Source organism: Bradyrhizobium sp. NDS-1 (assembly GCF_032918005.1).
In the GTDB taxonomy this organism is placed as follows: Bacteria; Pseudomonadota; Alphaproteobacteria; order Rhizobiales; family Xanthobacteraceae; genus Bradyrhizobium; species Bradyrhizobium tunisiense.
The window spans coordinates 1,424,574-1,449,811 of the sequence record NZ_CP136628.1; the positions used below are offsets into that span (position 1 = coordinate 1,424,574).

At 64.1% G+C, this 25,238-nt stretch carries 34 protein-coding genes and 1 riboswitch; of the genes, 12 read left to right on the forward strand and 22 right to left on the reverse strand.

Annotated features, from left to right (window positions below; genetic code table 11):
• Positions 1-34: 34 nt before the first annotated feature.
• The 3 genes from RX330_RS06740 (at position 35) to bfr (ending at position 1,395) form a co-directional block, all read left to right on the forward strand.
• A complete protein-coding gene (locus RX330_RS06740; protein ID WP_317242480.1) occupies positions 35-340 on the forward strand; it encodes a hypothetical protein in 306 nt (101 codons plus the stop codon).
• Between the two features lie 161 nt (positions 341-501).
• Positions 502-774 (forward strand): bacterioferritin-associated ferredoxin, encoded by a 273-nt coding sequence (locus tag RX330_RS06745; protein WP_212080543.1) that lies wholly within the window; start codon positions 502-504, stop codon positions 772-774.
• Positions 775-906: 132 nt separating this feature from the next.
• Complete coding sequence (gene bfr, locus RX330_RS06750; RefSeq protein ID WP_008556076.1) at positions 907-1,395, forward strand: bacterioferritin; 489 nt, start codon at positions 907-909, stop codon at positions 1,393-1,395.
• A gap of 206 nt (positions 1,396-1,601) precedes the next feature.
• Here bfr and RX330_RS06755 read toward each other — a convergent pair whose 3' ends face one another.
• Positions 1,602-2,204, reverse strand: coding sequence for an MSMEG_1061 family FMN-dependent PPOX-type flavoprotein (locus tag RX330_RS06755; protein ID WP_317242481.1), 603 nt, complete (start codon positions 2,202-2,204; stop codon positions 1,602-1,604).
• 71 nt (positions 2,205-2,275) lie between these two features.
• A complete protein-coding gene (locus tag RX330_RS06760; protein ID WP_212080545.1) occupies positions 2,276-2,629 on the reverse strand; it encodes a hypothetical protein in 354 nt (117 codons plus the stop codon).
• Between the two features lie 243 nt (positions 2,630-2,872).
• Here RX330_RS06760 and RX330_RS06765 point away from each other — a divergent pair, with 243 nt between their 5' ends.
• Positions 2,873-3,139: a DUF2277 domain-containing protein gene (locus RX330_RS06765; protein WP_212080546.1), complete on the forward strand. Its 267-nt coding sequence runs from the start codon at positions 2,873-2,875 to the stop codon at positions 3,137-3,139.
• Positions 3,140-3,235: 96 nt separating this feature from the next.
• Positions 3,236-3,457 carry a hypothetical protein gene (locus RX330_RS06770; RefSeq protein WP_212080547.1) on the forward strand — a complete coding sequence of 74 codons (222 nt, stop codon included), beginning with the start codon at positions 3,236-3,238 and terminating at the stop codon, positions 3,455-3,457.
• A 90-nt stretch (positions 3,458-3,547) separates the two neighbouring features.
• Here the strand turns inward: RX330_RS06770 and RX330_RS06775 are convergent, their stop codons facing one another.
• From RX330_RS06775 to RX330_RS06785, 3 genes are all read right to left on the reverse strand, one after another.
• Positions 3,548-4,069, reverse strand: a complete 522-nt coding sequence (locus RX330_RS06775) for a collagen-like protein (RefSeq protein ID WP_317242482.1) — start codon at positions 4,067-4,069, stop codon at positions 3,548-3,550.
• Positions 4,070-4,183: 114 nt separating this feature from the next.
• Positions 4,184-4,432, reverse strand: coding sequence for a helix-turn-helix domain-containing protein (locus RX330_RS06780; RefSeq protein WP_063201937.1), 249 nt, complete (start codon positions 4,430-4,432; stop codon positions 4,184-4,186).
• Between the two features lie 184 nt (positions 4,433-4,616).
• On the reverse strand, positions 4,617-5,384 hold the full coding sequence (locus tag RX330_RS06785) for an SDR family NAD(P)-dependent oxidoreductase (RefSeq protein WP_317242483.1): 768 nt from the start codon (positions 5,382-5,384) through the stop codon (positions 4,617-4,619).
• 111 nt (positions 5,385-5,495) lie between these two features.
• On the opposite strand from RX330_RS06785, the gene RX330_RS06790 reads away from it, so the two are divergent.
• Positions 5,496-5,993 carry a J domain-containing protein gene (locus RX330_RS06790; RefSeq protein ID WP_317242484.1) on the forward strand — a complete coding sequence of 166 codons (498 nt, stop codon included), beginning with the start codon at positions 5,496-5,498 and terminating at the stop codon, positions 5,991-5,993.
• A gap of 91 nt (positions 5,994-6,084) precedes the next feature.
• Here RX330_RS06790 and RX330_RS06795 read toward each other — a convergent pair whose 3' ends face one another.
• From RX330_RS06795 to RX330_RS06810, 4 genes are all read right to left on the reverse strand, one after another.
• Positions 6,085-6,336, reverse strand: coding sequence for a hypothetical protein (locus tag RX330_RS06795; RefSeq protein WP_212080551.1), 252 nt, complete (start codon positions 6,334-6,336; stop codon positions 6,085-6,087).
• Between the two features lie 237 nt (positions 6,337-6,573).
• Complete coding sequence (locus tag RX330_RS06800) at positions 6,574-6,834, reverse strand: hypothetical protein (protein ID WP_212080552.1); 261 nt, start codon at positions 6,832-6,834, stop codon at positions 6,574-6,576.
• A 146-nt stretch (positions 6,835-6,980) separates the two neighbouring features.
• Positions 6,981-7,364: a RidA family protein gene (locus RX330_RS06805; protein ID WP_317242485.1), complete on the reverse strand. Its 384-nt coding sequence runs from the start codon at positions 7,362-7,364 to the stop codon at positions 6,981-6,983.
• 224 nt (positions 7,365-7,588) lie between these two features.
• The gene (locus RX330_RS06810) at positions 7,589-7,753 is read right to left on the reverse strand and encodes a hypothetical protein (RefSeq protein ID WP_317242486.1); all 165 of its coding nucleotides are present in this window, start codon (positions 7,751-7,753) and stop codon (positions 7,589-7,591) included.
• Between the two features lie 65 nt (positions 7,754-7,818).
• Between RX330_RS06810 and RX330_RS06815 the strand changes: the two genes are divergently transcribed.
• On the forward strand, positions 7,819-8,253 hold the full coding sequence (locus RX330_RS06815) for a hypothetical protein (RefSeq protein WP_212080554.1): 435 nt from the start codon (positions 7,819-7,821) through the stop codon (positions 8,251-8,253).
• A 102-nt stretch (positions 8,254-8,355) separates the two neighbouring features.
• A complete protein-coding gene (locus RX330_RS06820) occupies positions 8,356-8,901 on the forward strand; it encodes a phosphohydrolase (protein WP_317242487.1) in 546 nt (181 codons plus the stop codon).
• 4 nt (positions 8,902-8,905) lie between these two features.
• Here the strand turns inward: RX330_RS06820 and RX330_RS06825 are convergent, their stop codons facing one another.
• Together RX330_RS06825 and RX330_RS06830 are read right to left on the reverse strand one after the other, a co-directional pair.
• Positions 8,906-9,562, reverse strand: a complete 657-nt coding sequence (locus RX330_RS06825) for a glutathione S-transferase family protein (RefSeq protein WP_317242488.1) — start codon at positions 9,560-9,562, stop codon at positions 8,906-8,908.
• 264 nt (positions 9,563-9,826) lie between these two features.
• A complete protein-coding gene (locus tag RX330_RS06830) occupies positions 9,827-10,366 on the reverse strand; it encodes a mismatch-specific DNA-glycosylase (protein ID WP_317242489.1) in 540 nt (179 codons plus the stop codon).
• Positions 10,367-10,442: 76 nt separating this feature from the next.
• On the opposite strand from RX330_RS06830, the gene RX330_RS06835 reads away from it, so the two are divergent.
• On the forward strand, positions 10,443-10,994 hold the full coding sequence (locus RX330_RS06835; protein WP_317242490.1) for a hypothetical protein: 552 nt from the start codon (positions 10,443-10,445) through the stop codon (positions 10,992-10,994).
• Positions 10,995-11,031: 37 nt separating this feature from the next.
• Positions 11,032-11,973 carry an abortive infection family protein gene (locus tag RX330_RS06840; RefSeq protein ID WP_317242491.1) on the forward strand — a complete coding sequence of 314 codons (942 nt, stop codon included), beginning with the start codon at positions 11,032-11,034 and terminating at the stop codon, positions 11,971-11,973.
• Between the two features lie 68 nt (positions 11,974-12,041).
• Here the strand turns inward: RX330_RS06840 and thiC are convergent, their stop codons facing one another.
• From thiC to RX330_RS06870, 6 genes are all read right to left on the reverse strand, one after another.
• Positions 12,042-13,940: a phosphomethylpyrimidine synthase ThiC gene (gene thiC, locus RX330_RS06845; protein WP_317242492.1), complete on the reverse strand. Its 1,899-nt coding sequence runs from the start codon at positions 13,938-13,940 to the stop codon at positions 12,042-12,044.
• Positions 13,941-14,203: 263 nt separating this feature from the next.
• A complete protein-coding gene (locus RX330_RS06850; RefSeq protein ID WP_317242493.1) occupies positions 14,204-14,809 on the reverse strand; it encodes a thiamine phosphate synthase in 606 nt (201 codons plus the stop codon).
• Positions 14,796-15,578: a thiazole synthase gene (locus RX330_RS06855; protein WP_317242494.1), complete on the reverse strand. Its 783-nt coding sequence runs from the start codon at positions 15,576-15,578 to the stop codon at positions 14,796-14,798. Before RX330_RS06855 ends, RX330_RS06850 begins: the two co-directional genes overlap by 14 nt.
• 172 nt (positions 15,579-15,750) lie before the next feature.
• On the reverse strand, positions 15,751-15,948 hold the full coding sequence (gene thiS, locus RX330_RS06860) for a sulfur carrier protein ThiS (RefSeq protein ID WP_317242495.1): 198 nt from the start codon (positions 15,946-15,948) through the stop codon (positions 15,751-15,753).
• Positions 15,939-16,961, reverse strand: a complete 1,023-nt coding sequence (locus RX330_RS06865; RefSeq protein ID WP_317242496.1) for an FAD-dependent oxidoreductase — start codon at positions 16,959-16,961, stop codon at positions 15,939-15,941. The genes thiS and RX330_RS06865 overlap by 10 nt, the downstream gene beginning before the upstream one ends.
• Positions 16,949-17,089, reverse strand: a riboswitch (TPP riboswitch). Its footprint overlaps the gene before it by 13 nt.
• A gap of 134 nt (positions 17,090-17,223) precedes the next feature.
• Positions 17,224-17,766 carry a lytic transglycosylase domain-containing protein gene (locus tag RX330_RS06870; protein WP_317242497.1) on the reverse strand — a complete coding sequence of 181 codons (543 nt, stop codon included), beginning with the start codon at positions 17,764-17,766 and terminating at the stop codon, positions 17,224-17,226.
• 253 nt (positions 17,767-18,019) lie between these two features.
• Here RX330_RS06870 and RX330_RS06875 point away from each other — a divergent pair, with 253 nt between their 5' ends.
• Positions 18,020-18,220, forward strand: a complete 201-nt coding sequence (locus RX330_RS06875) for a hypothetical protein (RefSeq protein WP_212080565.1) — start codon at positions 18,020-18,022, stop codon at positions 18,218-18,220.
• A gap of 232 nt (positions 18,221-18,452) precedes the next feature.
• Complete coding sequence (locus RX330_RS06880) at positions 18,453-18,989, forward strand: PRC-barrel domain-containing protein (RefSeq protein WP_212080566.1); 537 nt, start codon at positions 18,453-18,455, stop codon at positions 18,987-18,989.
• 109 nt (positions 18,990-19,098) lie between these two features.
• Here RX330_RS06880 and RX330_RS06885 read toward each other — a convergent pair whose 3' ends face one another.
• The 5 genes from RX330_RS06885 to RX330_RS06905 form a co-directional block, all read right to left on the reverse strand.
• A complete protein-coding gene (locus tag RX330_RS06885) occupies positions 19,099-19,929 on the reverse strand; it encodes an ABC transporter permease (RefSeq protein WP_212080567.1) in 831 nt (276 codons plus the stop codon).
• Positions 19,926-21,188 (reverse strand): ABC transporter permease, encoded by a 1,263-nt coding sequence (locus tag RX330_RS06890; RefSeq protein ID WP_317242498.1) that lies wholly within the window; start codon positions 21,186-21,188, stop codon positions 19,926-19,928. The genes RX330_RS06885 and RX330_RS06890 overlap by 4 nt, the downstream gene beginning before the upstream one ends.
• 25 nt (positions 21,189-21,213) lie before the next feature.
• A complete protein-coding gene (locus tag RX330_RS06895; RefSeq protein ID WP_317242499.1) occupies positions 21,214-22,272 on the reverse strand; it encodes an ABC transporter substrate-binding protein in 1,059 nt (352 codons plus the stop codon).
• Positions 22,273-22,354: 82 nt separating this feature from the next.
• On the reverse strand, positions 22,355-23,464 hold the full coding sequence (locus RX330_RS06900) for an ABC transporter ATP-binding protein (RefSeq protein ID WP_317242500.1): 1,110 nt from the start codon (positions 23,462-23,464) through the stop codon (positions 22,355-22,357).
• Positions 23,465-23,579: 115 nt separating this feature from the next.
• Positions 23,580-25,142 carry a DUF4403 family protein gene (locus RX330_RS06905; RefSeq protein ID WP_317242501.1) on the reverse strand — a complete coding sequence of 521 codons (1,563 nt, stop codon included), beginning with the start codon at positions 25,140-25,142 and terminating at the stop codon, positions 23,580-23,582.
• Positions 25,143-25,238: the final 96 nt, after the last annotated feature.

The following is a 25,238-nucleotide window of genomic DNA, read 5'->3' on the forward strand; positions in this document are numbered from 1 at the left end:
GGATTATCGGGCACCGATGTGCCCGGGAGGCGAGTTGGACAACGCGATGATAGGTGCATTGATTGCTGCTGGAGTTGTCTTCGCGATCGGCTTCGGCTGGATCGCGCACCTTCAGAACCGGAGCCAGCGCCGCTCACGGATCGCGGCCGGCGACGGCAATAGTGGCGGCGGCGACACCTATACGAGGACGAACGACGGCTTCTGGCTGGGGAGCTGGTTTTCCGGCGGCAGTTCGGGGAGCTCGAGCGACGCTGGCGGCTGTTCCAGCAGTGATAGCGGCGGCGGTGGCGGGGATTGCGGAGGCGGCGGTGATGGTGGTGGAGGCGGCGGCGGCGACTAGATCCCCTCTAATCTTGATTCAGCGCAACGCCCGGTTTTGGAGCCGTTCTAGGCTGCTATCGGGCCAGTTTGGAATAGCTTCAAATACTGCTTTTTCCTTTTGCATCCGGCCGGCCCGTTAAATATCGATGGTGACGCATCACCGAAGGGCCTGCCGCTTCCATGATCGTTTGTTCCTGTAACGTGCTGAGCGATGACGACATCCGCGCCGCCGTCGCCGAGTCCGACGACGCCGTGCGCCATGCCAAGCAGGTCTATGGATGCCTCGGCTGTAGCGCCGAATGTGGCCGATGTGCCCGGACGATCAAGACCATCATCGACGAAGCGCTTGGCCCCTGCGCCCAGTCCTGCTGCTCAGGCTGCCCGCACAGCCACACCGTGGCCGCGAATGACGAGGCGGCCGAGACCCGCCAGTTCGCCCTCGCGGCTTGCTGAAATCTTCATCCGATCGGCTGAGCTTTTCCCCGGCTGCATCTCCGTGGCTGGTTGCCCTCGCCCGCAAACTGATTTAGAAGTATTCTAAATTCGGTTTTGGGCCGATTTGGACTGCAAGAGCTGGAGTGGACCATGCAGGGCGACGCAAAAGTCATCGACTATCTCAACAAGGCACTGCGTCACGAACTGACTGCGATCAACCAGTACTGGCTGCACTACCGCTTCCTCGACAATTGGGGTCTCCTCGACATGGCCAAGGTCTGGCGCAAGGAGTCCATCGAGGAGATGGAGCATGCCGACAAGCTCACCGCGCGCATCCTGTTCTTCGACGGCTTCCCGAATATGCAGGTGCTCGATCCCCTGCGTATCGGCCAGAACGTCAAGGAGATCATCGAGTGCGATCTCGCCGCCGAGATGAGCGCGCGCGCGCTCTACCAGGAAGCGGCGACCTACTGCCACGGCGCCAAGGACTACGTCACGCGAGACCTGTTCGAGAAGCTGATGAGCGACGAGGAGCACCACATCGACTTCCTCGAAACCCAACTCGATTTGATCGGCCGCATCGGCCTCGAACTCTACACCCAGAAGCACGTCGGCGGGCTCGAGGGCGAGGGGCATTAAGCTCCGGCCTTAGCCACGCACCCGGTGTCGTCCCTGCGCAAGCGGGGACCCATCCCACGTGATCTATCTGCAAGTGTCGGTGTTCGTACCGGCGGATAGGTTCTTCACTGCGAGCCTTCGCCAAACCACTCCCTGTGGTTATGGATCCCGGATCGGCGCACGCTAAGGCGCGCTTGTCCGGGACGACACGGTGATTGCCGCGCCAGCTACAGCTGCGACTTGTAGAGCTCCTCAACGACCTCCTGGCTCTGCCGTTCGCCCAAGCCGGTCTGGTCGTGAATGACCTCGATGATGCTCGGCATCACCGAGCGCTGCACCTTCTCCGGCGACCACAGCTTCGAGCGCATCAGTGCCTTGCCGCAGTGGAAATAGACTTCGCTGACCGCGATGTTCAGCACCGCGCGCGGCGGCTTGCCGAATTCCACCATGGAGGCGAGCAGATCCGGATCGGCCGACAGCGTGCCGCTTCCGCCGACGCGCAGCGTCTCGTCGATCCCGGGCACGAAGAACAGCAGATGCACGAAGCCCGAGCCTTCGACGACATTGCGAAAACTGTCGATCCGGTTGTTGCCGGATCGGTCAGGCATCAATAGCTGGTTGGGACCTGCGACGTGGACGAAGCCGATGCCGCCGCCGCGTGGCGAGGCATCGACGCTGCCGTCTGCGCCCGACGTCGCGAGCACGCAGAACGGCGACATCTCGATGAATTTCCTGGCATGCGCATCGATCGCGGGACGCGCTTTCGCGATCACGCGCGGGCTCGGCTTGGCATAGATGGTGGCGAGGTCTTCGGCGCAAAGATCGGTCAACGGCATGCCTCCGCATCAGCTTTGCGACAAGCTACCCGATCGGGCCGCCTCAGCCAACGAAATCCATCATGCTAGACTGCATCCGCCGGCACGAAGCAGCTGATGATGATGGCGCCGCGGTGGTGAACGTACCAGACCACGGCCTGGCCGACCGGATTGCCCTGGCCGCGGATGATGGCGCGTTCGGGCACCTCCATCCATTGTCCCTCGATCGGCACCCAATAGGCGCCGCTCCGCACGTCGTAATCGGTGCGATGGCCGTCGGAGATGTCGCAACAGGGCACGCCGTTCGGCGCGATGACGCTCTTGAACCAGGCCCGGATGTCGGGCGGGACGTGATCATATTGCCCGTTGTCGAACGCGAATGCGGCGCTCGTCAGCGCCGTCATCGCGGTCAGCCAAACGCACAGTGCGAGCCTGTGCATGCGATCCTCCTCGTCGCGCCGTCCCATTCGCGCGAGTTCTTGCTCGCGTCGATTCCATCGTCGAGGCGATTAAGCCCGAGCTGTCAGCGCATTGCATGCTCAAATAATATGCGGCGTGAAGGCGTGGCATATGATGCGTTGCGATATCGGGGCGCGACGCCGCGGAACTCAACAGAAGTGTGGGAAGGATGTAGGATTTCGCTGCCGCCGATCGTCTTTGAGGGAAACATCCGGAGAGACTGCATGTGCCGCAACATCAAGACGCTGTTCAACTTCGATCCGCCGGCGACGGAGGATGAGATCCACGCCAGCGCGCTCCAGTTCGTGCGAAAACTGTCCGGCTTCAACAAGCCGTCGCAGGCCAACGAGGCGGCGTTCGACCGTGCGGTGGCGGAGGTCTCGGAGGCCGCGCGGAAACTCCTGACGTCGCTGCACACCCATGCGCCGACGCGCGACCGCGAGGTCGAGGCGGAAAGGGCCAGGGAACGCTCACGGCTGCGGTTCGGCTAGCGATCGTCGAAAGCCATTCCGTGATCTGGCTCACGGAAGAAAGCCGCTTGCTGCGTGATGATGTTCGCCGGGGTTTTGACAGCCCGGAGCAGAGTCATGAGCCGCCCCCTTCTTCCGCTGAAAGCTGGTGCCATCATCTTCACGTTGCTGTGGACGGCGTGGATGATGTGGTGGAGCGGCTCGTTCTCGAGCGCAAACGTGATCATCCTCGCTCTGTGCGGCGCGGCGGTCGGCTATCTCTGGTATCGCGCCATGCGCTGGCAGTTCGAGCGCATGGGCATGCTGCCGCGCAAGGACGATGCTTCCGGCACATCTTGATCTGGCGTGTCCCGCAGGTCTCGGAGACATGGGCCCCGGCTCAGCAGCGCAGCATGGCATGCCGCGCTGCGTCCGGGGGCAGGAGAGCGGTCACTGATCCTTGCCGTGCTTCTTCTTTTTCTTCTTTTTCTTGTGATCATCGCCTTCGCCGGCATCGCTCTCGTCGTCGACTATAAGCTCGTCAGTTTCCTGCACGGCGGCCTCCAGCGCTTCGCGTTCGGCGGCTTCGCGCTCGCGTTGGCGGCGACGCTCGTCCCAGGCGTCGAACAGTTGCTCGAGCCACGGCAGCACCTGTTCTATCGATGGCAACTGACCGGGCGGCCCGGCCTCGCCGCGCGGGCCTTGCGGACCCGCCGGCCCCTGCGGTCCGGCAGGCCCCTGCGCGCCAATTGCCCCGCGCGGACCCGCCTCGCCCTGCTTGCCTTGCGGACCGGGCTTACCTTGCGGCCCCGCCTTTCCGATCGGCCCCGGCTTGCCCTGCGGACCAGGCTTGCCGCGCGCGCCGTCCGGCCCGCGTCGGCCGGGATGACCCTGCGGCCCCGGCCGTCCCGGCTCGCCCTGCCGCCCGCGCGGTCCCTGAGGTCCCTGCCGTCGTCCCTGATCGTCTGCCACGCCGCTGCTCCCTTTAACGGACGCAAGCTACTTAGCGGCGTTTGACGACAGCAGCAATTCCGCCCGTGTTTCGCAGGGGATCAGTCAACATCAATCGGCCCGCAACCGCGCGCCCTAATCCTGATAGGCGGGCACGTCGATGCCGGAGGCGGCATAGATCCTGATCTTGTTGCGCAGCGTGCGGACCGACAACCCGAGCACGCGCGAGGCGCGGGTGCGGTTGCCGTCGCAGCGCGCCAGGGTCTGGAGCACGAGCTCGCGCTCGACCTCGTCGACGGTCGCACCGATCAGCAACGGAACGATCTGGTTAGGAGCAAGAAATTGTGCGCCCGGCTCGGACGCAGCGACATGAACAGTGGTCATCAACACACTCCCCGATCAACGCCCGCTACCATCGTTGGAAGCGGATCGAGAACAAACGACCCCCAAGCCGTAGATCCACGGTGGTCGGGTTTGGTTAATGAAAGGTTAACCGCGCACGAACGCACCAGATGACCCCAGGAATGCCGCGAAGCCGCCGCGATTGGCGGAGGACTGAGTGACGTTCTCACACCGTTCGATAGCCGCCATCCACCATCACGATGGTTCCCGTGACATAGGCCGACAGATCCGAGGCCAGGAAGAGTGCAGGGCCGACGATGTCCTCGGGCTTGCCCGTGCGCGCCAGCGGGGTGTGGTCGACGAAGGCCTGCACCAGCGCCGGATTGGTCGCGCGCACATTGGCGTTGATGTTGGTCTCGATGAAGCCGGGCCCGATCGCGTTGACGCGCACGCCTTCCTTGCCGAGTTCGACCGCGAGTGCCTTGGTGAAGCCGAGCACGCCGTGCTTCGAGGTCGTATAAGCCGCCGAGCTCGGCGTACGCAGGTGCACGAAGGACTGGATCGAGCCGATATTGACGATGCGGCCCTTGCTCGCGCGCAAGGGTGCGAGGAAGGCCTGCGTCATGTTGAAGACGCCGTTGAGGTTGAGCGAGATGATGTCGTTCCAGTCCTTTGCCACCGTCTCCGTCTCTGCGGTGAAGGCGTTGCGGCGGGTGATGCCGGCATTGTTGACGAGGATCGAGACCTGCCCGACCTTGTCCGCGACTTGCCTTGCGAGCGCGAAGCAGTCGTCACGCCTGGTCACATCGAGCGCGAAGCTCTCGGCCTTGCCGCCCGATTTTCGGATCTCCTGGGCGGCCTCCGCGACGGTGTCGGAATTGACGTCGAGCAGCACGACCTGCGCGCCCTCGCGCGCATAGCCGGCGGCGATCGCGCGGCCGATGCCGGAACCGGCGCCGGTGACGACGGCGATGTGGTTTGCGAGCAGTGCCATGACATATTCCTCCCGATTTCTTTTCGAAGTTTCACGAAACGCTAACTCGAAATTAAGGGGTCGGAAACGGCGGCCTTGGCATACTGATCTCGATTGCTAAACGTTGCGCGCATGATGGAACGGCTCGACGCCCGGCTCGACTCCTGGAAACTGGCCCTTGAACGCCTTCGGTCGGCGCAATCTGCCGACTTCGCCGAGGCGGGCCGGCTCGTGGCCGAGATCGCACGGACGAGCACGGACACCATGCTGCGCCAGGCCGCCGAGCAGGCGCTTCCGGTGCTGCGCCAGGCCGCGGGCAATGACGATCACGGCGTCACGCTGGCGGCCCAGCGCCGCCTCGGCGTGGTGCTCGAGGTCGTCCACGATCTGACCGCGCCGCGCTTCGGCCGCCGCAACGCCATGCCGAAGAAGCTGTCCACCGAAGATCGCGCGCGCAAGATGCTCGGCCTGCCGCTCGCGGTGCAGCTCACCTGCGAGGACATCAACCAGGCCTATCGCCGCGCCGCCAAGGGCCTGCATCCCGACCACGGCGGCAGCGCGCAAGCCTTCATCGACCTCGCCGCCGCGCGCGACGTCCTGATCCATCCCGGCGCGCACAAGGACGTGTGAGAGCACGTCAACGTTCGTTCACGCGGAGCACAAAAAAACCGGGCAAGGACGCTGGCGCCCTTGCCCGGCCTTTCGTCCGCCGATCGAAATCCTACCAGGTGCACTTGCCGGTCTTGAGCGCGGTATCCTTCATCGCGAGCGCGTCGATGAATGTCGGCACCGAGGCGCTGGCGCGCTGATAACCGGCGGGCCACGGCGTGGTCGGGATGCTCTCGTCCCAGATCTGGCAGAAGCCGCTGTCCTGCCAGCGGACCAGGTGATACCCGGCCTCGGCGGGGCTCGCGGCGACGAATGCAGTGACGGCAAGGCCTGCGGCAGCGCACAGCACGGAAATACGACGCATGATCAGCTCCTCAAAATGAATGATGTGATGCGCCTCCCGGCAATGCGGGGAGGGCTGGTGCCGGACGCTCTGAGAATGCGCCCCGGACAAGATGTGAGTAGTTCAGCCTGCCCGTCAGGTTCAATGCGCGCGGGCGGGAAAATGCGTGATTTCGGCCGGAAAACGCCGGGCCGCGGCAAAAGGAAAGGGCGGATCGCTCGCGCGACCCGCCCTTCAAATTCGATCCGTCGCTCGAGCTCAGAGCGTGCAGCGGCGCTCGCCGCGCAACTTGATCTGGAGGTCGGAGGCTTGCTGGAACGTCGGGAAGGACTTGCTGACGACCTTGTAGGTCGACACGCCGAACTGGAACGGCTTGTGCTGAAGGTCCTCGTTCCAGATTTGGCAGATGCCGGTGTTATCCCAGCGGATCACGTAATAGCCGACCTTGGCCGAGGCCGGCACGGCAAAGACGGAGGTGGCGATGCCGGCAACGGCACAGAGGGCGAGAACGCGACGCATGAAATATCTCCTTGTGGGGAAGTAGGACCTGAAAATTCGTGCGGTAAAAGCAGCTTCTTTGCAAGCCGGGGAGCGGTGTTTCACGGATATGTCAGTCGCGCCCGCACATTTGGTTTGGCCGCGTGCCCGACAAGTCACAGGCAGGCTCACTTCGACAGCGAGGCCACTGCCTCGATCTCGATCAGCATCTTCGGATCGGGCAGGGCCTGCACCACGCACGTGGTGCGCGCGGGGTAGGGCGGCGGGCCGAAGGCGCCGGCATAGAGCGCGTTCATGGCGGCAACGTCCGTGGCGCGGGTCAGAAGCACGTTGACCTTGGCGAGGTCGGCCGTGGTGGCTCCGGCCTCGCCCAGCACGCGGCGGATGTTGACGACGACATTGGCGAACTGCGCCTCGAAACCATCCGGCAGCGCGCCGTTCGCATCGAAGCCGGGAATGCCGGAGACGAACAGGAGATCGCCGACGCGCGTCGCAAAGGACAGCGGCGGCGCCTTGACGTGTGGCGGGGGCGCGAAATGCTGGATCGGCATGGGGTCACCTCGAAAACGGTCGCGGACGCGGCAAACGTAGCGGCAGGCGGAGGCGGCTCAAACCAAAAAATGCGAAAACAACCCCATGCACAGTAGGGATGAGGTGGAAATCGTTGGGGTTTTTGAGGTTCGGGAAGGGCGAAAATGATCGTTTGCTTCGCCGGGCAAAACACGGGCAGGATGGGATGATGCGGTTGCCTGGGCTCCCGCTAAGAGCTCGACTGTCATGCCCCGGCCTTGACCGGGGCATCCAGTACGCTGCAGCCTCTCGGTTCGATCACTGCTGTCGCGGAGTACTGGATCGCCCGGTCAAGCCGGGCGATGACAGTTGAATGCCTGGCGACGAGCGCGCCCCACGCCTCATCCATCATGTTGCCGCCCTGATCCATCAAGTACATTCCCTTCGTCTGATTCGAATCCTTCCCCCAAAGAAAAACAGCCCCCGGAGACACTCATGAAGCTCGCATCCACCTTCCGCGCCGCGCTGGTTGCCATTGCCGCCCTGGCCGGGCTCTCGACTTCGGCGGTGGCCGACGGCGGCACGGTGACGCTGACGATCTACAAGGCGGGCTGGATCATCGGCGGTTCCGGCGGCTCGGGCGTCCTCAACTTCCGCGGCCGCTCCTACGGGCTGTCCACCGGCGGGCTCGACTACGGCCTCGTCTTCGGCGGCTCGAAGACCGTGCTGCGCGGCCGCGTCTCCAACATCAACCGTCCCTCCGACGTCGCCGGCGTCTACGGCGCCGCCGGTGCCGGCATCGCCGTCGGCTCCGGCGCCCGCGCCATCGTGCTGACCAACCAGAAGGGCGCGGTGCTGGAACTGTCGGGCAGGCAGGTCGGCCTGATGGCGAACGCCGATCTCAGCGGGCTTGCGATCACGATGCGGTAGGGCGCTTTCGCCTCGTCCGTAGTCCGCATCAGTTCACGCCCGAAGGCCTCGAGCGCGCGAAGCCGCTGTTCGAAAAATTGTTCGAGGAATGAGGCCTCGCCCATGACCCGCGACGAACTGGCCGCCGCCTATGCGGCGCCCGGCCGCCACTATCACAATCTCTCGCATATCGAGGATTGCCTCGCCGCGCTCGCGCGCGTCGAGGGTCTCTCGGCCGCCGAGCGCGAGACGCTGTCGGAGGCGATCTGGTGGCACGATGTCGTCTACGACCCGACCCGGTCGGACAATGAGGAGCGCAGCGCGGAGCTCGCCGAGCAGCACGTCCGCGCCGAGCTTCGTCAGGAGGTCGGCCGCCTGATCCGCCTGACCAGGACGCACGACGTTGCCGCCGGCGACCGCCTCGGGGCGATCCTGATCTCGATCGACCTCAGCATTCTCGGCGCCGCCCCCGCGCGCTACGACGCCTATGCCGCCGCGATCCGCCGCGAATTCATCCATGTCGGCGAGAACGACTATCGCGTCGGCCGTGCCCGCGTGCTCCGCCATTTCGCGGCACGCGAGGTCATCTTTCCCGATCCGGACTTCGCCGCGACCTTCGACCGCCAGGCGCGTGCCAACCTCGCGCGCGAGCTGGCGTCGCTGAGCTGAGCGGCTACTCCGCCTGCGAACGCGATGCGGCGTTGAACACCGAAAGCTGCGCCTCGAAGGCACGCTTGAAGGCCGGCCGTGCCTCGCCGCGGGCGACATAGGCGGCGATGGCGGGATGCTCATCGAGCACGCCGGACGTATTAAGCCGGCGCAGCACCGTCACCATCATGAGATCGCCGGCACTGAACGCGCCGTCGAGCCAGTCGGCACCACTGATGCGAGCGGACAATTCGCCGAGCATGGTGCGGACGCGATCCTGCAGCATGGGCAGCCGCTCCGCGTGCCAGCTCTTGTCGCGCTCGAGCAGCATGGCCATCGTGAGCTCGACGATCGGCGGCTCGACCGTGCTCAGCGCGGCGAACATCCACGCGATCGCGCGGGCGCGCGCATTGACGTTCTTGGGCAGCAAGCCATCATGGCGTTCGGCGATATGCAGCACGATCGCGCCGGATTCGAACAGCACGAGATCGCCGTCCTCATAGGTCGGGATCTGCCCGAACGGATGCAGCGTGCGATGCGCGGGCGCCTTCATCGCGGCGAACGAGACGAGCCGGACGTCATAGGGCTGCCCGACCTCTTCCAGCGCCCAGCGCACCCGCATGTCGCGCGCCTGCCCGCGGCCGCGATCGGGCGAGGATTCAAAGGCGGTGATGGTGGGCATGAGGGGCTCCGGGGGACATGCTGTGTGCAGAAGACGAAGGGGCGGTCGGGATTCCGACAACGTCCGCGCTTCGACTGGGTTGTACCCGGTTGCGCCACCCTCGGTGTCGTCCCGGCGAAGGCCGGGACCCATACCGCGTGATCTCTCTATTGCGGACGGTCGCAGTACCGAACGACGAGTCTTCGCCAAACTACTCCCTGGGGTTATGGGTCCCGGCCTTCGCCGGGACGACGGCGGAGTACGAGGCGCTATTGTCGGCTGCCCCTATGAATTGATCCATGCCGCAAGCTCTCGCCACGGCTCCAACGTCCAGCTCCCGGACGCCGCACCCGACGGCGAAGGCAGCACGAATATCTCCGGCAAGCTCGCATCGCGCGGCTGCCGCCCCAGCGCGATCGCAGCCGACGGTCTGCCGTAAAACAAGCTAGCCGCCTTCTTGCTCGTGAACGCGATCGTCCGCGGCCGATACTTTTCCATCTTCGCCTTGAAGCCCGGCACGTCGATAGTCTTCGCCGCGATCTGGTGATCCATCCCCGCGCCCGTCTTGGAGAGATCGGTGAAGCCGATCCCGAGCTCGATCAGGCCTGCGAACTCGCTCGGCTGATAGCGCCGCCGCGTGATGCCGGCCTCATGGATCGCGCGCCAGAAGCGGTTGCCGGGATGGGCGTAGTAGTGCCCAAGCTCGGCCGAGCGCGTCGAGGCGGCGGTGCCGACGAAGACGAGGCGGAGATTGGGACGGAGCTGGTCGCGGAGGCGGTGGAGGGTGGTCTCAAGTGCACAATCGTCGACGTGGTCAGCGCTCATCGCCTACGCCGTAAAGGGGTTGCGTGTAAGACTAAATACTCGTTAAAGGAGTGTGTAAGCCAAGGGGGTTAAGGTCATGGGTGACTTTATCAAGTGGATTGGCGAGAACAAGGATACGGTAACGGGGATCACGGCTATCTTGGCGATAGTCGCATCAACGATATCCATTCTCCTCGCGATCATGAACATGAGGTGGCAACGAGTTCACTATCGAAAGACTCTCATGCCTATAGGAAGCATCAGCATGGGAGACTATGAAGATAGCATCTTTGTTCGATTGCGCAACGATGGCGCGGGACCAATGATTATGGACGAGATTGTCGTCTTTAGGAACGATGAGAAGGTTGGGGCGGCTTTGATAGACTTGATGCCGCGAGGGCTGCTCTGGACGACCTTTGTCAAGGACATCTCGGGACGAGCATTCGTATCTGGTAAGGAAATAGATCTTATTTCGATTTCGGGTGACACAGAAGACCCCGAGTACCTGGAAGCTCATCGTAGCGTTCGTGAAGCGCTATCCACCCTTTCAATCAGGGCGAGCTATCATAGCATCTATGGGGACAAGCAGCACTGCCGGCGATCGCTAGACTGGTTTGGCCGTCATGTCAGAGCGGACAAGGGCCCTTGATCTCACGTCCTTGGTTTAGACCAGCCGGGAGAAGCTATTGACCGATCAGCCTATTCCAGATTCTAGGGCGCCACTATCGAGATTGATAAACCAGCGGCTTGCCCATTCGCGATATGACGCCATCTACTCCGATTGGCAAAAAGCAATTGGTCGATTGGAGGATGATCGCGATGGTGCAGTAACAGCAGCTCGCGCGATGCTCGAAACTATGTGCAAGACTGCGCTAGATGAGCTTGAGATTCAATATGACGATACATGGGATTTGCCGAAGCTATATTACCTCGTGGCATCGAATCTCGGAATCGCTCCAACTCAGCATACCGACACCTTGTTTAAGTCAGTTTTTGGGGCAAGCCAGACGATTGTTACCCGCGTAGGCGAGATGCGCAACAAACTGGGAGATGCGCACGGGAAGGCGAACTTGAACCGAGAGGTGCCACTCCATCATGCTGAGCTGGCGGTAAATCTCTCCGGAGCGATATGCTGCTTTTTGGTCGCCTGCTTGGAAAGTACTGTTGCCGCAAAAAAGCTTCGAGCACCGGATGGAAGCGTTGTTCTAAAGTTTGATGTTGCAACCGTGTGGCGTCTCGTTGATCACGCCAGAAATGCTCCAACTTCTCTCCCTTGGTATGGAAGGAAAGGTCCGAAACGAGCGCTTTGGCTTGTGGGAGATGCTGGAATTTATTTGATGAGTAACGGTAGCCCGGCAATGGATCAGAACGGAGCGTTGATCAAAAAGAAGAAGAATACAGGGGTTCAGCGCTTAGTGGCTCCGGCGCTTGGTTGCGATCCGGCACATAATGCGTTCGAAGATTGGTGGCCGGTCCACAATGCGGTTGATGATGGGAGCGACTTCAGCATTCCAATAGCGATCAAGCAATTCGAGGTGGTTCTGCCATTGTGCAGGTCACAGATTGTGATTCTGCTAAGTCCGAAAAAATACACGATACTAAGTGACGCCGAGTATCTGAATCTTTGATGAGATGATGCCGCGCGTTTCGAATGGTGGGTGTCCGGAATTGGTCCGGACACCCTGGAGAAGCCCCATCACAACACCCGATTACTCTCCTTCACCTTCTCCGCATCCAGATAGACGCTGCTGCCCATCTCCTTGAACTTCGCGCTCATCTTGGCCATGCCGTCTTCGGCAGTGCCCTGCATCGACATGCCCACGCTGTTCGGATCATTCAGCGTTGCCGCATAATCCCGCACGTCCTGCGTGATCTTCATCGAGCAGAATTTCGGGCCGCACATCGAGCAGAAATGGGCGACCTTGTGGGCTTCCTTCGGCAGGGTCTCGTCGTGGAAGTTCTTGGCGGTCTCGGGGTCGAGGCCGAGGTTGAACTGGTCGGTCCAGCGGAAGTCGAACCGGGCGCGGGAGAGGGCGTCGTCGCGCAGTTGCGCGGCGGGGTGGCCCTTGGCGAGATCGCTGGCATGGGCGGCGATCTTGTAGGTGATAACGCCGGTCTTGACGTCGTTGCGGTCGGGCAGGCCGAGATGCTCCTTCGGCGTGACGTAGCAGAGCATGGCGCAACCGAACCAGCCGATCAAAGCCGCACCAATCCCTGAGGTGATGTGGTCATAGCCCGGCGCGATGTCGGTGGTCAGCGGTCCAAGCGTGTAGAACGGCGCCTCGCCGCATTCCTTGAGCTGCTTGTCCATGTTGATCTTGATCTTGTGCATCGGCACGTGGCCGGGGCCCTCGATCATGACCTGGCAGCCCTTGTCCCACGCGATCTTCGTCAGCTCGCCGAGGGTTTCGAGCTCCGCGAATTGCGCGCGGTCGTTGGCGTCGGCGATCGAACCGGGGCGCAAGCCGTCGCCGAGCGAGAACGAGACGTCATACTTGCGCATGAGGTCGCAGATCTCGTCGAAATGCGTATAGAGGAAGCTCTCCTTGTGATGCGCCAGGCACCACTTCGCCATGATCGAGCCGCCGCGCGAGACGATGCCGGTGACGCGGCTGGCGGTGAGGTGGATGTATTGCAGGCGCACGCCGGCGTGGATGGTGAAATAGTCGACGCCCTGCTCGCACTGCTCGATCAGCGTGTCCTTGTAGAGCTCCCAGGTCAGCTGCACGGGATCGCCGTTGCACTTCTCCAGCGCCTGATAAATGGGAACGGTGCCGATCGGCACCGGCGAGTTGCGCAAAATCCATTCGCGCGTGGTGTGGATGTTGCGGCCCGTCGAGAGGTCCATCACGGTGTCGGCGCCCCAGCGGATCGCCCACACCATCTTCTCGACCTCTTCCTCGACCGACGAGGTCACCGCCGAGTTGCCGATATTGGCGTTGATCTTGGTCAGGAAGTTGCGGCCGATGATCATCGGCTCGAGTTCGGAATGGTTGATGTTGGAGGGGATGATGGCGCGGCCGCGCGCGATCTCGTCGCGGACGAATTCCGGCGTGATGAAGGCGGGCACAGCGGCGCCAAAGCTCTCACCATCGGCGAGGGCTGCTTCGGCGCGCTCGAGCTGCTGCTTGCGGCCAAGGTTCTCGCGGGCGGCGACGTAGATCATCTCCTTGGTGATGATGCCGGCGCGGGCGAATTCGAGCTGCGTGATCTTGTGGCCGTCGAGGCCGCGCAGCGGCTTGTGATAGGCGCTGAACGCGCGCGCGGCCTTGTCGGCAGAGACGCCGCCATTGTCCTCCGGCTTGATCTGGCGGCCCTCATACTCCTCGACGCCGCCGCGCTCCAGCACCCATTGCTTGCGGCTCCGGGGAAGGCCGGCATTGACGTCGATGGTGACGGAGGGATCGGTGTAGGGGCCGGAGGTGTCATAGACCGGCAGGTTGGGCTCGCCGGCGCCTTCGGAGAGAATGATCTCGCGCAGGGGCACGCGCAGTTCGGGCGCGGCGTCCGGGGATGCGAAGATCTTTCGCGAGGAGGGAAGCGGGCCGGTGGTGACGGCGGGGACGGTTTTTTCGGGATTGGAGCGGATGTTCATGGGGATCCTCCTTTACAGGGCGTCGTTCCGGACGGACCGCATTGCGGTCCGATCCGGAACCTCGAGGTTATTGAGCGAGATTCCGGGTTCACGCTTCGCGTGCCCCGGAATGACGCCGGTGGGTAGGCTCGCTGTCATCCCCGCGAAAGCGGGGATCCAGTATTCCAGAGACCGTAGTGAGCTACGGAGAAGCCGCGGCGTACTGGATCGCCCGGTCAAGCCGGGCGATGACATTGGAGGATGGGGTGAGAGCACCGAGTGCATCACGCCTCCTCCTCCAGGCTGAGCCATTGCCGAACCCGCGCATCGGGGTCGGGGTTTTGCGTGACATCGGAGACCACCGCGATCGAATCCGCCCCAGCCGCAAAAATCTCCGCGGCGTGCTCGAACTTGATGCCGCCGATCGCGACCAGCGGGATCGATCCGATGCGCTTCTTCCATTCGGTGATCTTCGGAATACCCTGCGGCTCGAAGCGCATCGACTTCAGCGTGGTGAAGAAGATCGGGCCGAGCGCGACGTAATCGGGCTTCGCGGCCAGCGCGGTCTCAAGCTCGGCATCGTCATGGGTGGAGATGCCGAGGGACAGGCCGGCCTCGCGGATCGCCTTGAGGTCGGCATCGGCAAGATCCTCCTGGCCGAGATGCAGATATTTGGCGCCGGCGACGATCGCGGCGCGCCAATAGTCGTTCACGACCAGCTTGGCTTGGGTACCTTCGGTGATCGCCAGCGCATCGGTGACCATCTGCAAGGCCTGCCCGTCGTCGAGCTCCTTGGCGCGCAGCTGAATGGTGCCGACGCCGAGCTTGGTCAGGCGCTCGACCCACGCAAGGCTGTCGACGACGGGATAGAAGCGATCAGGATACGGCATGCCAGAACGGGGTCCCAACGACAGGGGTGGAGGGGGAGGCGAAGTCGCGGGCGTTCATCAGCCCGGCTTCATAAGCGGTGCGGCCGGCCTCGATACCGAGGCGGAAGGCGTTGGCCATTGCGACGGGATCTGCGGCCTTGGCGATCGCGGTGTTGAGCAGCACGGCGTCATAGCCGAGCTCGAGCGCCTGCGCGGCGTGCGAGGGCGCACCGAGGCCGGCGTCGACCACCAGCGTGATGTCGGGCAGCCGATCGCGCAGTAGCTTCAGCGCATCGCGATTGGTGATGCCTTTCGCGCTGCCGATGGGGGCCGCCCACGGCATCACCACCTTGCAGCCGGCATCGACCAGGCGGTTCGCGACCGAGAGATCCTCGGTGCAATAGGGGAATACTTCAAAACCGTCCTTGACCAGGATGGTGGCGGCTTCGACCAGGCCGACCACGTCGGGCTGCAGCGTGTCGTTGTCGGCGATGACTTCGAGCTTGATCCAGGTCGTGCCGAACAATTCGCGGGCGAGCTTTGCGGTGGTCACGGCTTCGCGCACCGTGCGGCAGCCGGCGGTGTTCGGCAGCACGGTGACGTCGAGCTCGCGGATCAGATTCCAGAACGCATCGCCGGTCTTGCCGCCGGCGGATTCGCGCCGCAGCGACACCGTGACGATGTTGGCGCCCGAGGCGCGGATCGCGGACTGCATGATCGCAGGCGAAGGATAGAGCGCGCTGCCGATCAGGAGGCGGGAGGCGAAGGTCTTGCCGTAGAAGGTCACCATGTGGAAGGTGTCTCCTTGAAGAATGGTGTCAGCCAAAACGAAGCTGTCATCCCCGCGAAGGCGGGGATCCAGTACGCCGGGGCCGTCCGGCTGGAAACGTGAAGCCGCGGCGTACTGGATCGCCCGGTCAAGCCGGGCGATGACAGCGGAGTGTTTGGTGAAAGCATCCCGCTCACCCTCCCTGCCGCGGCGTGATGATCTCGATCTCGTCGCCGGCCTTCAGTGCCGTCTCGGCCCAGCGGCTTTTCGGCACGACGTCGTAGTTCAGCGCGATGGCGAAATGGGTGCCCTCGTAGTCGAGCTCGGCGAGCAGCGCGTCGACGCTGGCCGCGCTGATCTCCCGCGCCTCGCCGTTGACGATCACGCGCATTGCATCACCTCGTTGTCGATCTGGCCGCGCTCGACATAGGCGAGCGTCAGCTCGGCGAGCGCGGGCGCGATCAGGAAGCCGTGGCGGTAGAGACCGTTGACGGTGATCCTGCGGCCGCGGATGCCGATGCGCGGCAAATTGTCGGGAAAAGCAGGACGAAGCCCGGAGCCGAATTCGACGATGCGGGCCTCGCCGAACGCGGGGTGCACGGTGTAAGCCGCGCCGAGCAGCTCCAGCGCGGAGCGGACGCTGACGCCGGTGTCCTCGGCCTCGATCGAGGTCGCGCCCAGCATGAACAGATTGTCCTCGCGCGGGATCACGTAGAGCGGCCAGCGCGGATGCATCAGCCGCACCGGGCGTGCAAGCTGCACCTCACTGGTCTCGATCAGGATCATCTCGCCCTTGACGCCGCGAAGCTCCGGCTGTTCGTCGCGCGCGCCGAGGCCGCGGCAGTCGATCACGATGCCCTCGGAATCCTGTGCGAGATCGGTGGCTGAAACGTCGCTGCAGAATTTGATGGTGCCGCCGGCGGCGCGGATGCGCTCGTGAAGCTGCGGCAGCACGCGGCGCGGCTCGACATGGCCCTCGGCCGGGAAGAACAGCGCGTCGCGGAAGCGGCCCTCCAGCGACGGTTCGAGCTCGGCGAGGCTGGCTGCGTCGAGCCGGCGGTGATCCTCGGTCATGCGGGCGAAACGCTCGAAATCGCTGCGTTCGCGCGGATGGGCGACCACGAGCGAGCCGTTGAACGGCGTGTCCGGCAGCTCGCGCCGCCAGATGTCCAGCGAGCGCAGCCCCAGGCGGCTGATGATGGGTTCGGCGACCTCGGCCTCGCAATAGGGCGCGAGCATGCCGCCGGCCCAATGGCTGGTGGCGTCCGTCATCGCCTCGTCACCGCGCTCGTGCAAGGTCACGGCATGGCCGGCCTGTGCGAACAGCAGGGCCTGCCAGGCGCCCGCAATGCCTGCGCCGATGATGGATACCGGTGAATCCGGCCGCTTGGTCGTCTGCAACATCCCTGTCCCTTCGCCGGCATGACCCGGATCAGGTTCAAAGGGTCACCGCGGTCCTGGCAAGCCGGTCGATCGGCATTGCCCATTTAGCGGTATCTCAGCTCCTCCTCGGAGCACCCCTCGGAACGGCTCTAATGTAGGACAGTGACAGGCCGTGTCAACGCGTCTGCCACAGGGCAGTCATTCCGGGATGGTGCGAAAGCGCCAGCCCCGGAATCTCGAGATTCCGGGTTCGGTCCTGCGGACCGCCCCGGAATGACGTCGGTTAGTGGGGAACCTGCGCCCGCGCATTGCGGACGCGTTGCGCCAGCTTGCGCTGCGGCGGTGCGCCGAACATCGGCTGCGGGTTGCCGTTGGGCTCCAGCCAAGCCTGCGCGTTCGTCTCGAAGCTGGCCTGCTGCAGCGTCTCCTGCCGCTGCCGCTTGGCTGCGTAGTAATAGCCGCCTGCGAAATAACGCACGGCCCGGGCGTGGTCGCCATTGGCGGCGCGGTAGGCGCCGGCGAGGTATTTCACGGCATAGGTGAGGTTGGTGTTGGGATCGCGCAGGCCGGCTGCATCGCCGGTGTAGCCGACCCCGCGGGCGGTCGCGAGCTTGATCTGCATCATCCCGATGGTGCCGCCGCGGCCGACGAGATGGGGCTGATAGCGGCTCTCGCGCATGATCACGCGGTGCACCAGCGCTTCCGGCACGCCGTTGGCGCGGGCATGGGCCGCGACCATCTCGGCATACTCGGCCTGGCCGGCAAATGCGGCCTGCGGCAATGTCAGTCCGGCCGCGAGCAGTGCGGCAATGCGTAAAATTTTCATCAGATATCCCAGAGGTCGTTGGAAGTGACCTGCACCGGTTGCCGTTAGGCCCCCGGAACGCGGCGATGATGTGACCAAACGCCGCCATCGTCCGATTTTGCGGTGCCGAGCCGCCATTACGACCCAAAGCCGGCGCAAGAGGCCTCCAAGCGGAAGCTTCGGGGCCGACGACCCCACTCGCGGCAGCACGCCTGTCTATTCGCGCGTGCCGGCGAAAGCGAGTAGGAAGATGCTGCAAATCGGGAGAGGTGCCATGACAAAAGCAATCCTCAGCGACATCCCCAGGCAAAACCCCTGCGCCCAATGCGGCACGCCGATTGCGCAGCCCGACTGGATCGAGCCGGGCGAAGGCCGCGTGTCCTACCTCTGGACCTGCCACGCCTGCAACTATCGCTTCGAGGCGGTGGCGATCTTCGACGAGGTGGCCGTCGAGCACCCGCCGCTCGCGGCCTGAGGTGCTTCATAGGGCATGATCGCCGCGCAAATGCGTGCGGTTCTGTCGCGAAGAAGAACCGCGTCACACTTGCGCTATCGCCGCAAAGCCGTGCGCCGCAAAATGTTCCTGGGTAACGCAGGAACATGCCTCGCGTGCTCGCGCGTTACGCGACGAAATTGCGGCGCGCACGGAACTGCGCTTCATCAGCGCGGTTTTCTCCCCACGAGTTTTCGATGAAGGAGAGGACAACATGATGAAGTCGATCGTCGCCGGCCTTGCCGGCACAGCACTGCTCACCACCGTTGCGTTCGCGCAAGCGCCGACCGCCACCACCGACAAGGCGGCGCCTGCGGCCACGACCTCCACGTCCACCACCGCCACCACTACTGCGAGCGGGCAGTGGCGTACGTCCAAGATGGACGGCCTCAAGGTCTACAACGAAGCCAACGAGAACATCGGCACGATCAATGATCTGCTGATGGACAAGAACGGCGACATCAAGATCGCAGTGATCGGCGTCGGCGGCTTCCTCGGCATGGGCGAGCATCTCGTCGCGGTGCCGTATGAGAAGCTGAAGTTCGTCAACGAGGCCGTGGCCTATACCGGTGCCGGCACGAACCCGGGCGCCAAGCCCGCCGCGAGCACGACGACGGGCGCTGCGACCGGTACCGACAGGCCTGCTGCGACTGCGACGTCGACCACGTCGAAATGGTACCCGGACCACGCCGTGTTCAATGCGAGCAAGGACGAGCTGAAGAACATGCCGGAGTTCAAGTACTCGGAGTAATGCGGCTCGCCTAACCACCTGAACGAAGCGCGCCCGGTTTTCACCGGGCGCGCTGTCGTGTCGTTTTCTGACCTCTCCCCGCAGGCGGCGAGAGGGAGAAGGAAGCCGTTCAGCCGCCGCCACCCTTGAGCCGTTCGTTGCGTCGGCGCAGGCCTTCCATGGTGGCGAGGAGGATGATCGAGACCGTCGTCAGGATCACCGCCGCTGCCGTGATGGTCGGGCTGATGTTCTCGCGGATGCCGCTGAACATCTCGCGCGGCAGGGTGCGCTGCTCGGGGCCTGCCATGAACAGCACGATGACCACCTCGTCGAAGCTGGTCGCGAAGGCGAACAGCGCACCCGATGCGAGGCCGGGCAGGATCAGCGGCAGGATCACGCGGCGGAACGCATACAGCGGCGAGGCGCCGAGCGAGGCGGCGGCGCGCGCCAGATTGGTGTCGAAGCTTTGCAGCGTCGCGCCGACCGTGATCACCACGAAGGGCGTCGCCAGCGCGGTGTGGGCCAGGATCAGGCCGAGATAACTGCCGGTGAGGCCAATCGGCGCGAAGAAGAAATACAGGCCGACCGCGGTGATGACACCGGGCACCACCACCGGCGACAGCACGAAAGCCAGCACGAGCGGCTTGAAACGGCTCTTCCACTGCGCCAGCCCCAGCGCGGCCAGCGTGCCGAGCACCATGGACAGCGCCGTCGAGGCGACGCCGATGATCAGGCTGTTTTTCAGCGCATTCATCCAGCGCGGCGACGTGATGAAGTCGTCGTACCAGCGCAAGGACAGGCCGGGCAGCGGATAGGTGAGGTAGGAGCCCGAACTGAAGGACAGCGGCATGATCGCCAGGATCGGCGCGATCAGGAAGATGAACACCAGCGTGGAGACAACAATGGTCCCGGTCCACGCGATGCGCTGGCTGGTCGTGCGCAAGGAGGAATTGTCGCTCAATTCTTCATGCCTCCGGTGACCTGCTGGCCCTGCACCAGCTTGCCATAGACGAGTGCCAGCAAAAGGGTGGCCAGCAGCAGCACCGCGCCCAACGCCGAAGCGAGGCCCCAGTTGGCGGTCTCGGTCGTGTACAGCGCGATGAAGTAGCTGATCATCTGATCGGCGGCGCCGCCGACGAGAGCCGGTGTGATGTAGTAGCCGAGCGCCAGGATGAAGACGAGCAGGCTTCCCGCACTGACGCCGGGCAGCGTTTGCGGCAGGTAGATCCGCAGAAAGGCCGTGACGGGCGCCGCACCGAGCGAGGCGGCGGCCCGCATGTAAGCGGGCGAGATCGCCTTCATGCTGCTGTACAGCGGCAGGATCATGAAGGGCAGGAGAACGTGGGTCATCGCCACGCAGACGCCGAAGCGGTTGTAGATCAGGCGCAGCGGCTCGTCGATGACGCCAAGCCAGTGCAGGCTGTCGTTCACGACGCCCTTGCTCTGCAACAGCACGATCCACGCGCAGGTACGGACCAGAAGCGAGGTCCAGAACGGCAGCAGCACGAAGATCATCAGGAGGTTCGACCGCCCCGGCGGCAGCGTCGCCAGCAGGTAGGCGACCGGGAAGCCGAGGATCAGGCAGAGGACGGTGACGCTGAGGCTGATGAGGAAGGTGCGGGCGAACAGGCTGCGGTAGATCGCCTGGTCGGGTGGTGCGGCGACGACCGCGCCGTCCACGTTCCGTGTCAGGTCGAGCGCCGCCAGAAGGTAGAAGCCCGTAACGGGGCCGCCGGCGTCCTTGATCGTCGTCCACGTCGCGCGTTCGCGCCAGGCCGGATTGATCTTGCCCAGCGTCTCCCTGGCCGTGCCGGGCTCGGGCATCGCCTTCAGATTGCGTGCGGTGCTGGTCAGGATCGTGCGAAAACCGTTCAGCGCGTAGTTCAGCCGCTTGGCCGCAATCGCAATGGTGCCGGAGGCGCGAGCCGCCTGGATGTCGCTTGCCAGCGCTGCGTACGCCGTTTCGTCCGGCAGGTCCTTGCCGTCCCAACCGGCGAGAGCCGCGATAGTTTGAGGCAGAACCTGGCGCACCTCGCGGTCGTCGACCGAGCGCCACAGCATGCCGGCGATGGGCCCGGCGAAGGTGAAGAGCAGGAACACTAGAAGCGGCGCTACCAGCGCCAATGCCTTGACCTGGCGCGTTCGCTCAGCGCGCCTCAATCGGCGCTTGAGCGGCACCTCGGTCGACGCATTGGCGCCGGTCAGCAGCGCATCCGTCATGGGGCGAGCCTTGCCGATGCGCTGTTTATTTCGCCGCCCATTTGTTGAAGCGCTCGGTCAGGCGGTCGATGTTCTCGAGCCAGAAGGCAACGTTGATCTCGACCGCGTTCTTGATGTTGTCGGGCGCCGTCGGCAGGTCCTTCAGAACGGCGGGGGCGAGCCTGCCGGCTGCGTCCTTGTTCGAAGTGCCATAGGCGATGTTCTCCGACAGTTTTGACTGGTTCTCCGCCTTGCCGACGAAGTCCAGGAACTTGTAAGCGGCATCCTTGTTCGGGCTGCCCTTCAGGATGACCCAGCTGTCGAGCGTGAACAGCGCCCCGTCCCACACCATGCCGAAGTTCTTCTTCTCGTTCTTGTTCGCGGTGTCGATACGGCCATTGTAGACCGAGGTCATCGCCACCTCGCCGGAGGCGAGCAGTTGCGGCGGCTGGGCGCCGGCCTTCCACCAGACGATGTCGCCCTTGATGCTGTCCAGCTTCTTGAAGGCGCGCTCGATGCCCTCGTCGGTCGCTAGCACCTTGTAGACGTCCTTCGGCGCGACACCGTCGGCCATCAGCGCGATCTCCAGCGTGGTCTTGGGGCCCTGACGCAGGGCGCGCTTGCCCGGAATCTTCTTGGTGTCGAAGAAATCGGCCCAGCCGCTGGGGGCTTCCTTCAGCTTGTCCTTGTCGTAGCCGAGAACGAAATCGTAGAGGATGGCACCGACGCCGCAGGGATTGACGGACGGCGGGATATAGGCCGCCTCGCCGCCGATCTTGGAATAGTCCAGCTTCTCGAACAGGCCTTCCTCGCAGCCGACCGCGAGCTCGTCGCTCTCGACCTGGACGACGTCCCAGGTGGCGGCGCCGCCCTGCACCTTGGCGCGCAACACGCCGACGCCGCCGTCCCAGGACTCGTCGTTCATGGCAATTCCGGCCGCCTTCTTGAACGGTTCGAAGTAAACCTTCTTCTGTGCATCCTGATAGGCGCCGCCCCACGACACGACGGTGAGGTCACGCGCCTGCGCGACGCTCGCGAGCGCAGCGCTGGCACCGAGCGCCGCGGCGAAACCCAGAGCAATCCGGCCAATCTTGCACTTCAGCATGGTCTTGGTTCCTTCTTCATGTCAGTTGCGTCGAGGTTGATTTGTTTCAGGTCGGCTCGCGCTGGCGAAATCCTGCAATGGGTCAGACGGGATCGAGGGCCAGGCAGTCCTCGGGGCGAAATGCGATGAACACGCTTTCACCATGTCTCAGGTTGTCATGCGCGCCCGGCTGAAGCTTGACCATGAACTCCCCGTTGCCGGCGACATCGAGCACGGCCAGCACATGGTCGCCGAGATAGATCGCGCTCTGCACCTTGGCCGGCAGCCGGTTCGGTCCGTCGCTGGAAGTGCCGTCGGAGACAATGGAGATCCGCTCCGGCCGTACCGACAGCGAGGTCGACGCGCCCGCGCCCGATATGTTGACCGCGCGTGCGGTCACGGTGCCGCCGCCCGCCAGCGCGACGCGGCAATAATCCTTGTCGACCGTCTCGACCGTGCCGGCCAGAACGTTGTTCTCGCCGATGAAATGGGCGACGAAGCTGTTGACCGGATGCTCATACAGCGCGTCGGGCCTGTCGATCTGCTGCACGACGCCGTCATTGAACACGGCAATGCGGTCCGACATGGTGAGCGCTTCGCTCTGATCGTGGGTGACGTAGACCACCGTGATGCCCATCCTCTCGTGCAGTTGCTTGATCTCGAGCTGCATCTGCTCGCGCAGCCGCTTGTCCAGCGCGCCGAGAGGCTCGTCCATCAGCACGAGCTGCGGATTGAAGACCAGCGCACGGGCCAGCGCCACGCGCTGCTGCTGACCGCCGGACAGTTGTCCGGGCCGCCGGTGCGCGAGGGCTTCCATCTTGATCATGCGCAACGCCGATTTGACGCGCTCCTGCGCTTCCGCCTTGCCCGTCTTGCGAACGGAGAGCGGGAAGGCGATATTCTCCGCGATCGTCAGGTGCGGAAACAAGGCATAGTTCTGGAATACCATGCCGATGTCCCGCTTGTGCGGTGGCATGTTCTTGATCGGCCGGTCCGCGAGGTAGATCTCGCCGTGGGTCGGAACCTCGAAGCCGGCCAGCATCATCAGCGTTGTCGTCTTGCCCGAGCCCGACGGCCCGAGCAGGGTGACGAACTCGCCCTTCCTGATGTCGAGATCGAGGTTCTTCACCACGAGGTGCTCGCCATCGTAGGTCTTCTGAATGCCGGAAAAGCGCACCAGTGCCGGCGCGGGCGTGACCATGCCGGCTTCCATGTTGTCCTCGGCTTGCCTCTACGATGCTGTCAACACTGCGAGCAACAGCTTAGCACCCTGCGATGAGAATGCCAGCGGCGCAAGCGATGAAGGCGTAGGCGGACCCGCGCTACATCTAAGGCAGCTTCGTCACCGACACGTTCAGCGTGCCGCCGGCTTCCGCGACCACGCGTAGCATCTTGGAATCGAAGGCGATGTCGGCAAGCGTCAGGCTGTCGATCCTGGCGTCGACCTTGAGGCCGTCCTCGCTCTTCTGGTAGTCGGCGATCGCGGCGGCGATCTTCTCGCGCGCGTTGGCGGCGATCGGCTTCAGGTCGAGCGTCGCCTTCTGCAGCAGCGCCTGCTGCATTTGCGGCACGACGGCGCGCGCAGCGGCGCCGAGCAGGCCAAAGGCGGCTTCCGATTCCACCGCGAGCTGGATGTCGGTGAGCCGGAGCGTCTGCTGCGCCTGGTCGAGCACCGGCCGGCCCCAGATGTGCACGGTCGCCTCGGCGCCGAGGCCGAGCCAGCTCTTCTTTTCCTTGGCGCGCACCAGAAGCGAGATCAGCAGGCGCTCGCCCGTCGGGATCATGTTGGCGCTCTTGACGGTGACGTCGACCGGACCCGAGCCGTCCTCGGGATAGGTGCGGCCGACCATCTGCGCCGTGATCAGCTTGTTGATCTCGGTGAACGGCACGTCGATGGGAACGCCGATGTTCACGCCGGTGCCGGTCGGCGGCACGATCGAGATCTTGTCGGGGAACGGACAGTCCGGCTTGGTCGGCGTCGAGGTGACGCGCGTCTCCGCTTCCAGGCCCATCAGCAGCGTCACGGCCTGCGCGTCGACGCGCGGCTGGGCGGCAATGGCGCGGATCGGCTTCATCTCCAGCCAGAGCGGCGGAAGCCCGGCCGAAGAGCCCGAGCCCTGCAGCGGGATCGAACGGCACGCCTTGGCCCATTGCAGCTTCGCATTCTCGCGCAGGCTCGGATCGTTGCGGATGCGTTCGGACACGGCATTGATCTGCTCGCCGACATTCTTGTCGATCAGCGGCTTGACCTGCGCCGGTACGTTGACCTTGGCGCCCGAGACGTTGAGGTTGGTATCGCCGAGATTGACCTGGGCGCCGAGATTGGGCTCGAGGTACCAGTTGGCCGCGAGCTTCGGACGCGAGGTGACGACCACGTTGCCCTTGATCTCCGCGCTCGCGTTCAGATTCTTGATGTTGACGGCGCCGATCCGTTTCGCGGCGTCACCGCCGAGCACGCTGCCGAGCGCGTCGCCAAGCGCGCCTGTGGCTTTCGAGGACAGCGAGCCCGTCACGTTCAGCTTGCCGCTGAGCGGCGTCGAGATCGTCAGCACGTCCTTGTCACCGGCGGCTGCCATCGGCCCGCGCACCGCGGTCCAGCCGATGTCGGCATTCTCCAGGATCTGCGAGATCGGGTTGTCGGCCTTGCCGGCGAAGTTACGTGGTGCGGCCTTTTCGGCTTGCTCGCGGATCGCCGATATCGCAATGGCGACCGGGGCGATCACGATCGAGCTCTTCGCGACCGGCGGCAGCGGCGGCAATTGCGCCACCGGCGGCGCCGAATTCGTCGCGCGCGGCGACAGCAAGTCCATCGCCTTCAAGCTGATGAAGAACGACGCCGCGAGCACCGCGACGGCGATCAGGATGGTCTTCAGATTCAACGTCAGTCGCATCAATCCCCCAAGCCGCCCGACGGGGATTTTACAGGGCGGGCGAGGAGGGCGCTAGAGCGCACCGGTGGGGTGGAATTGCGGCGGACAGGTTAATGG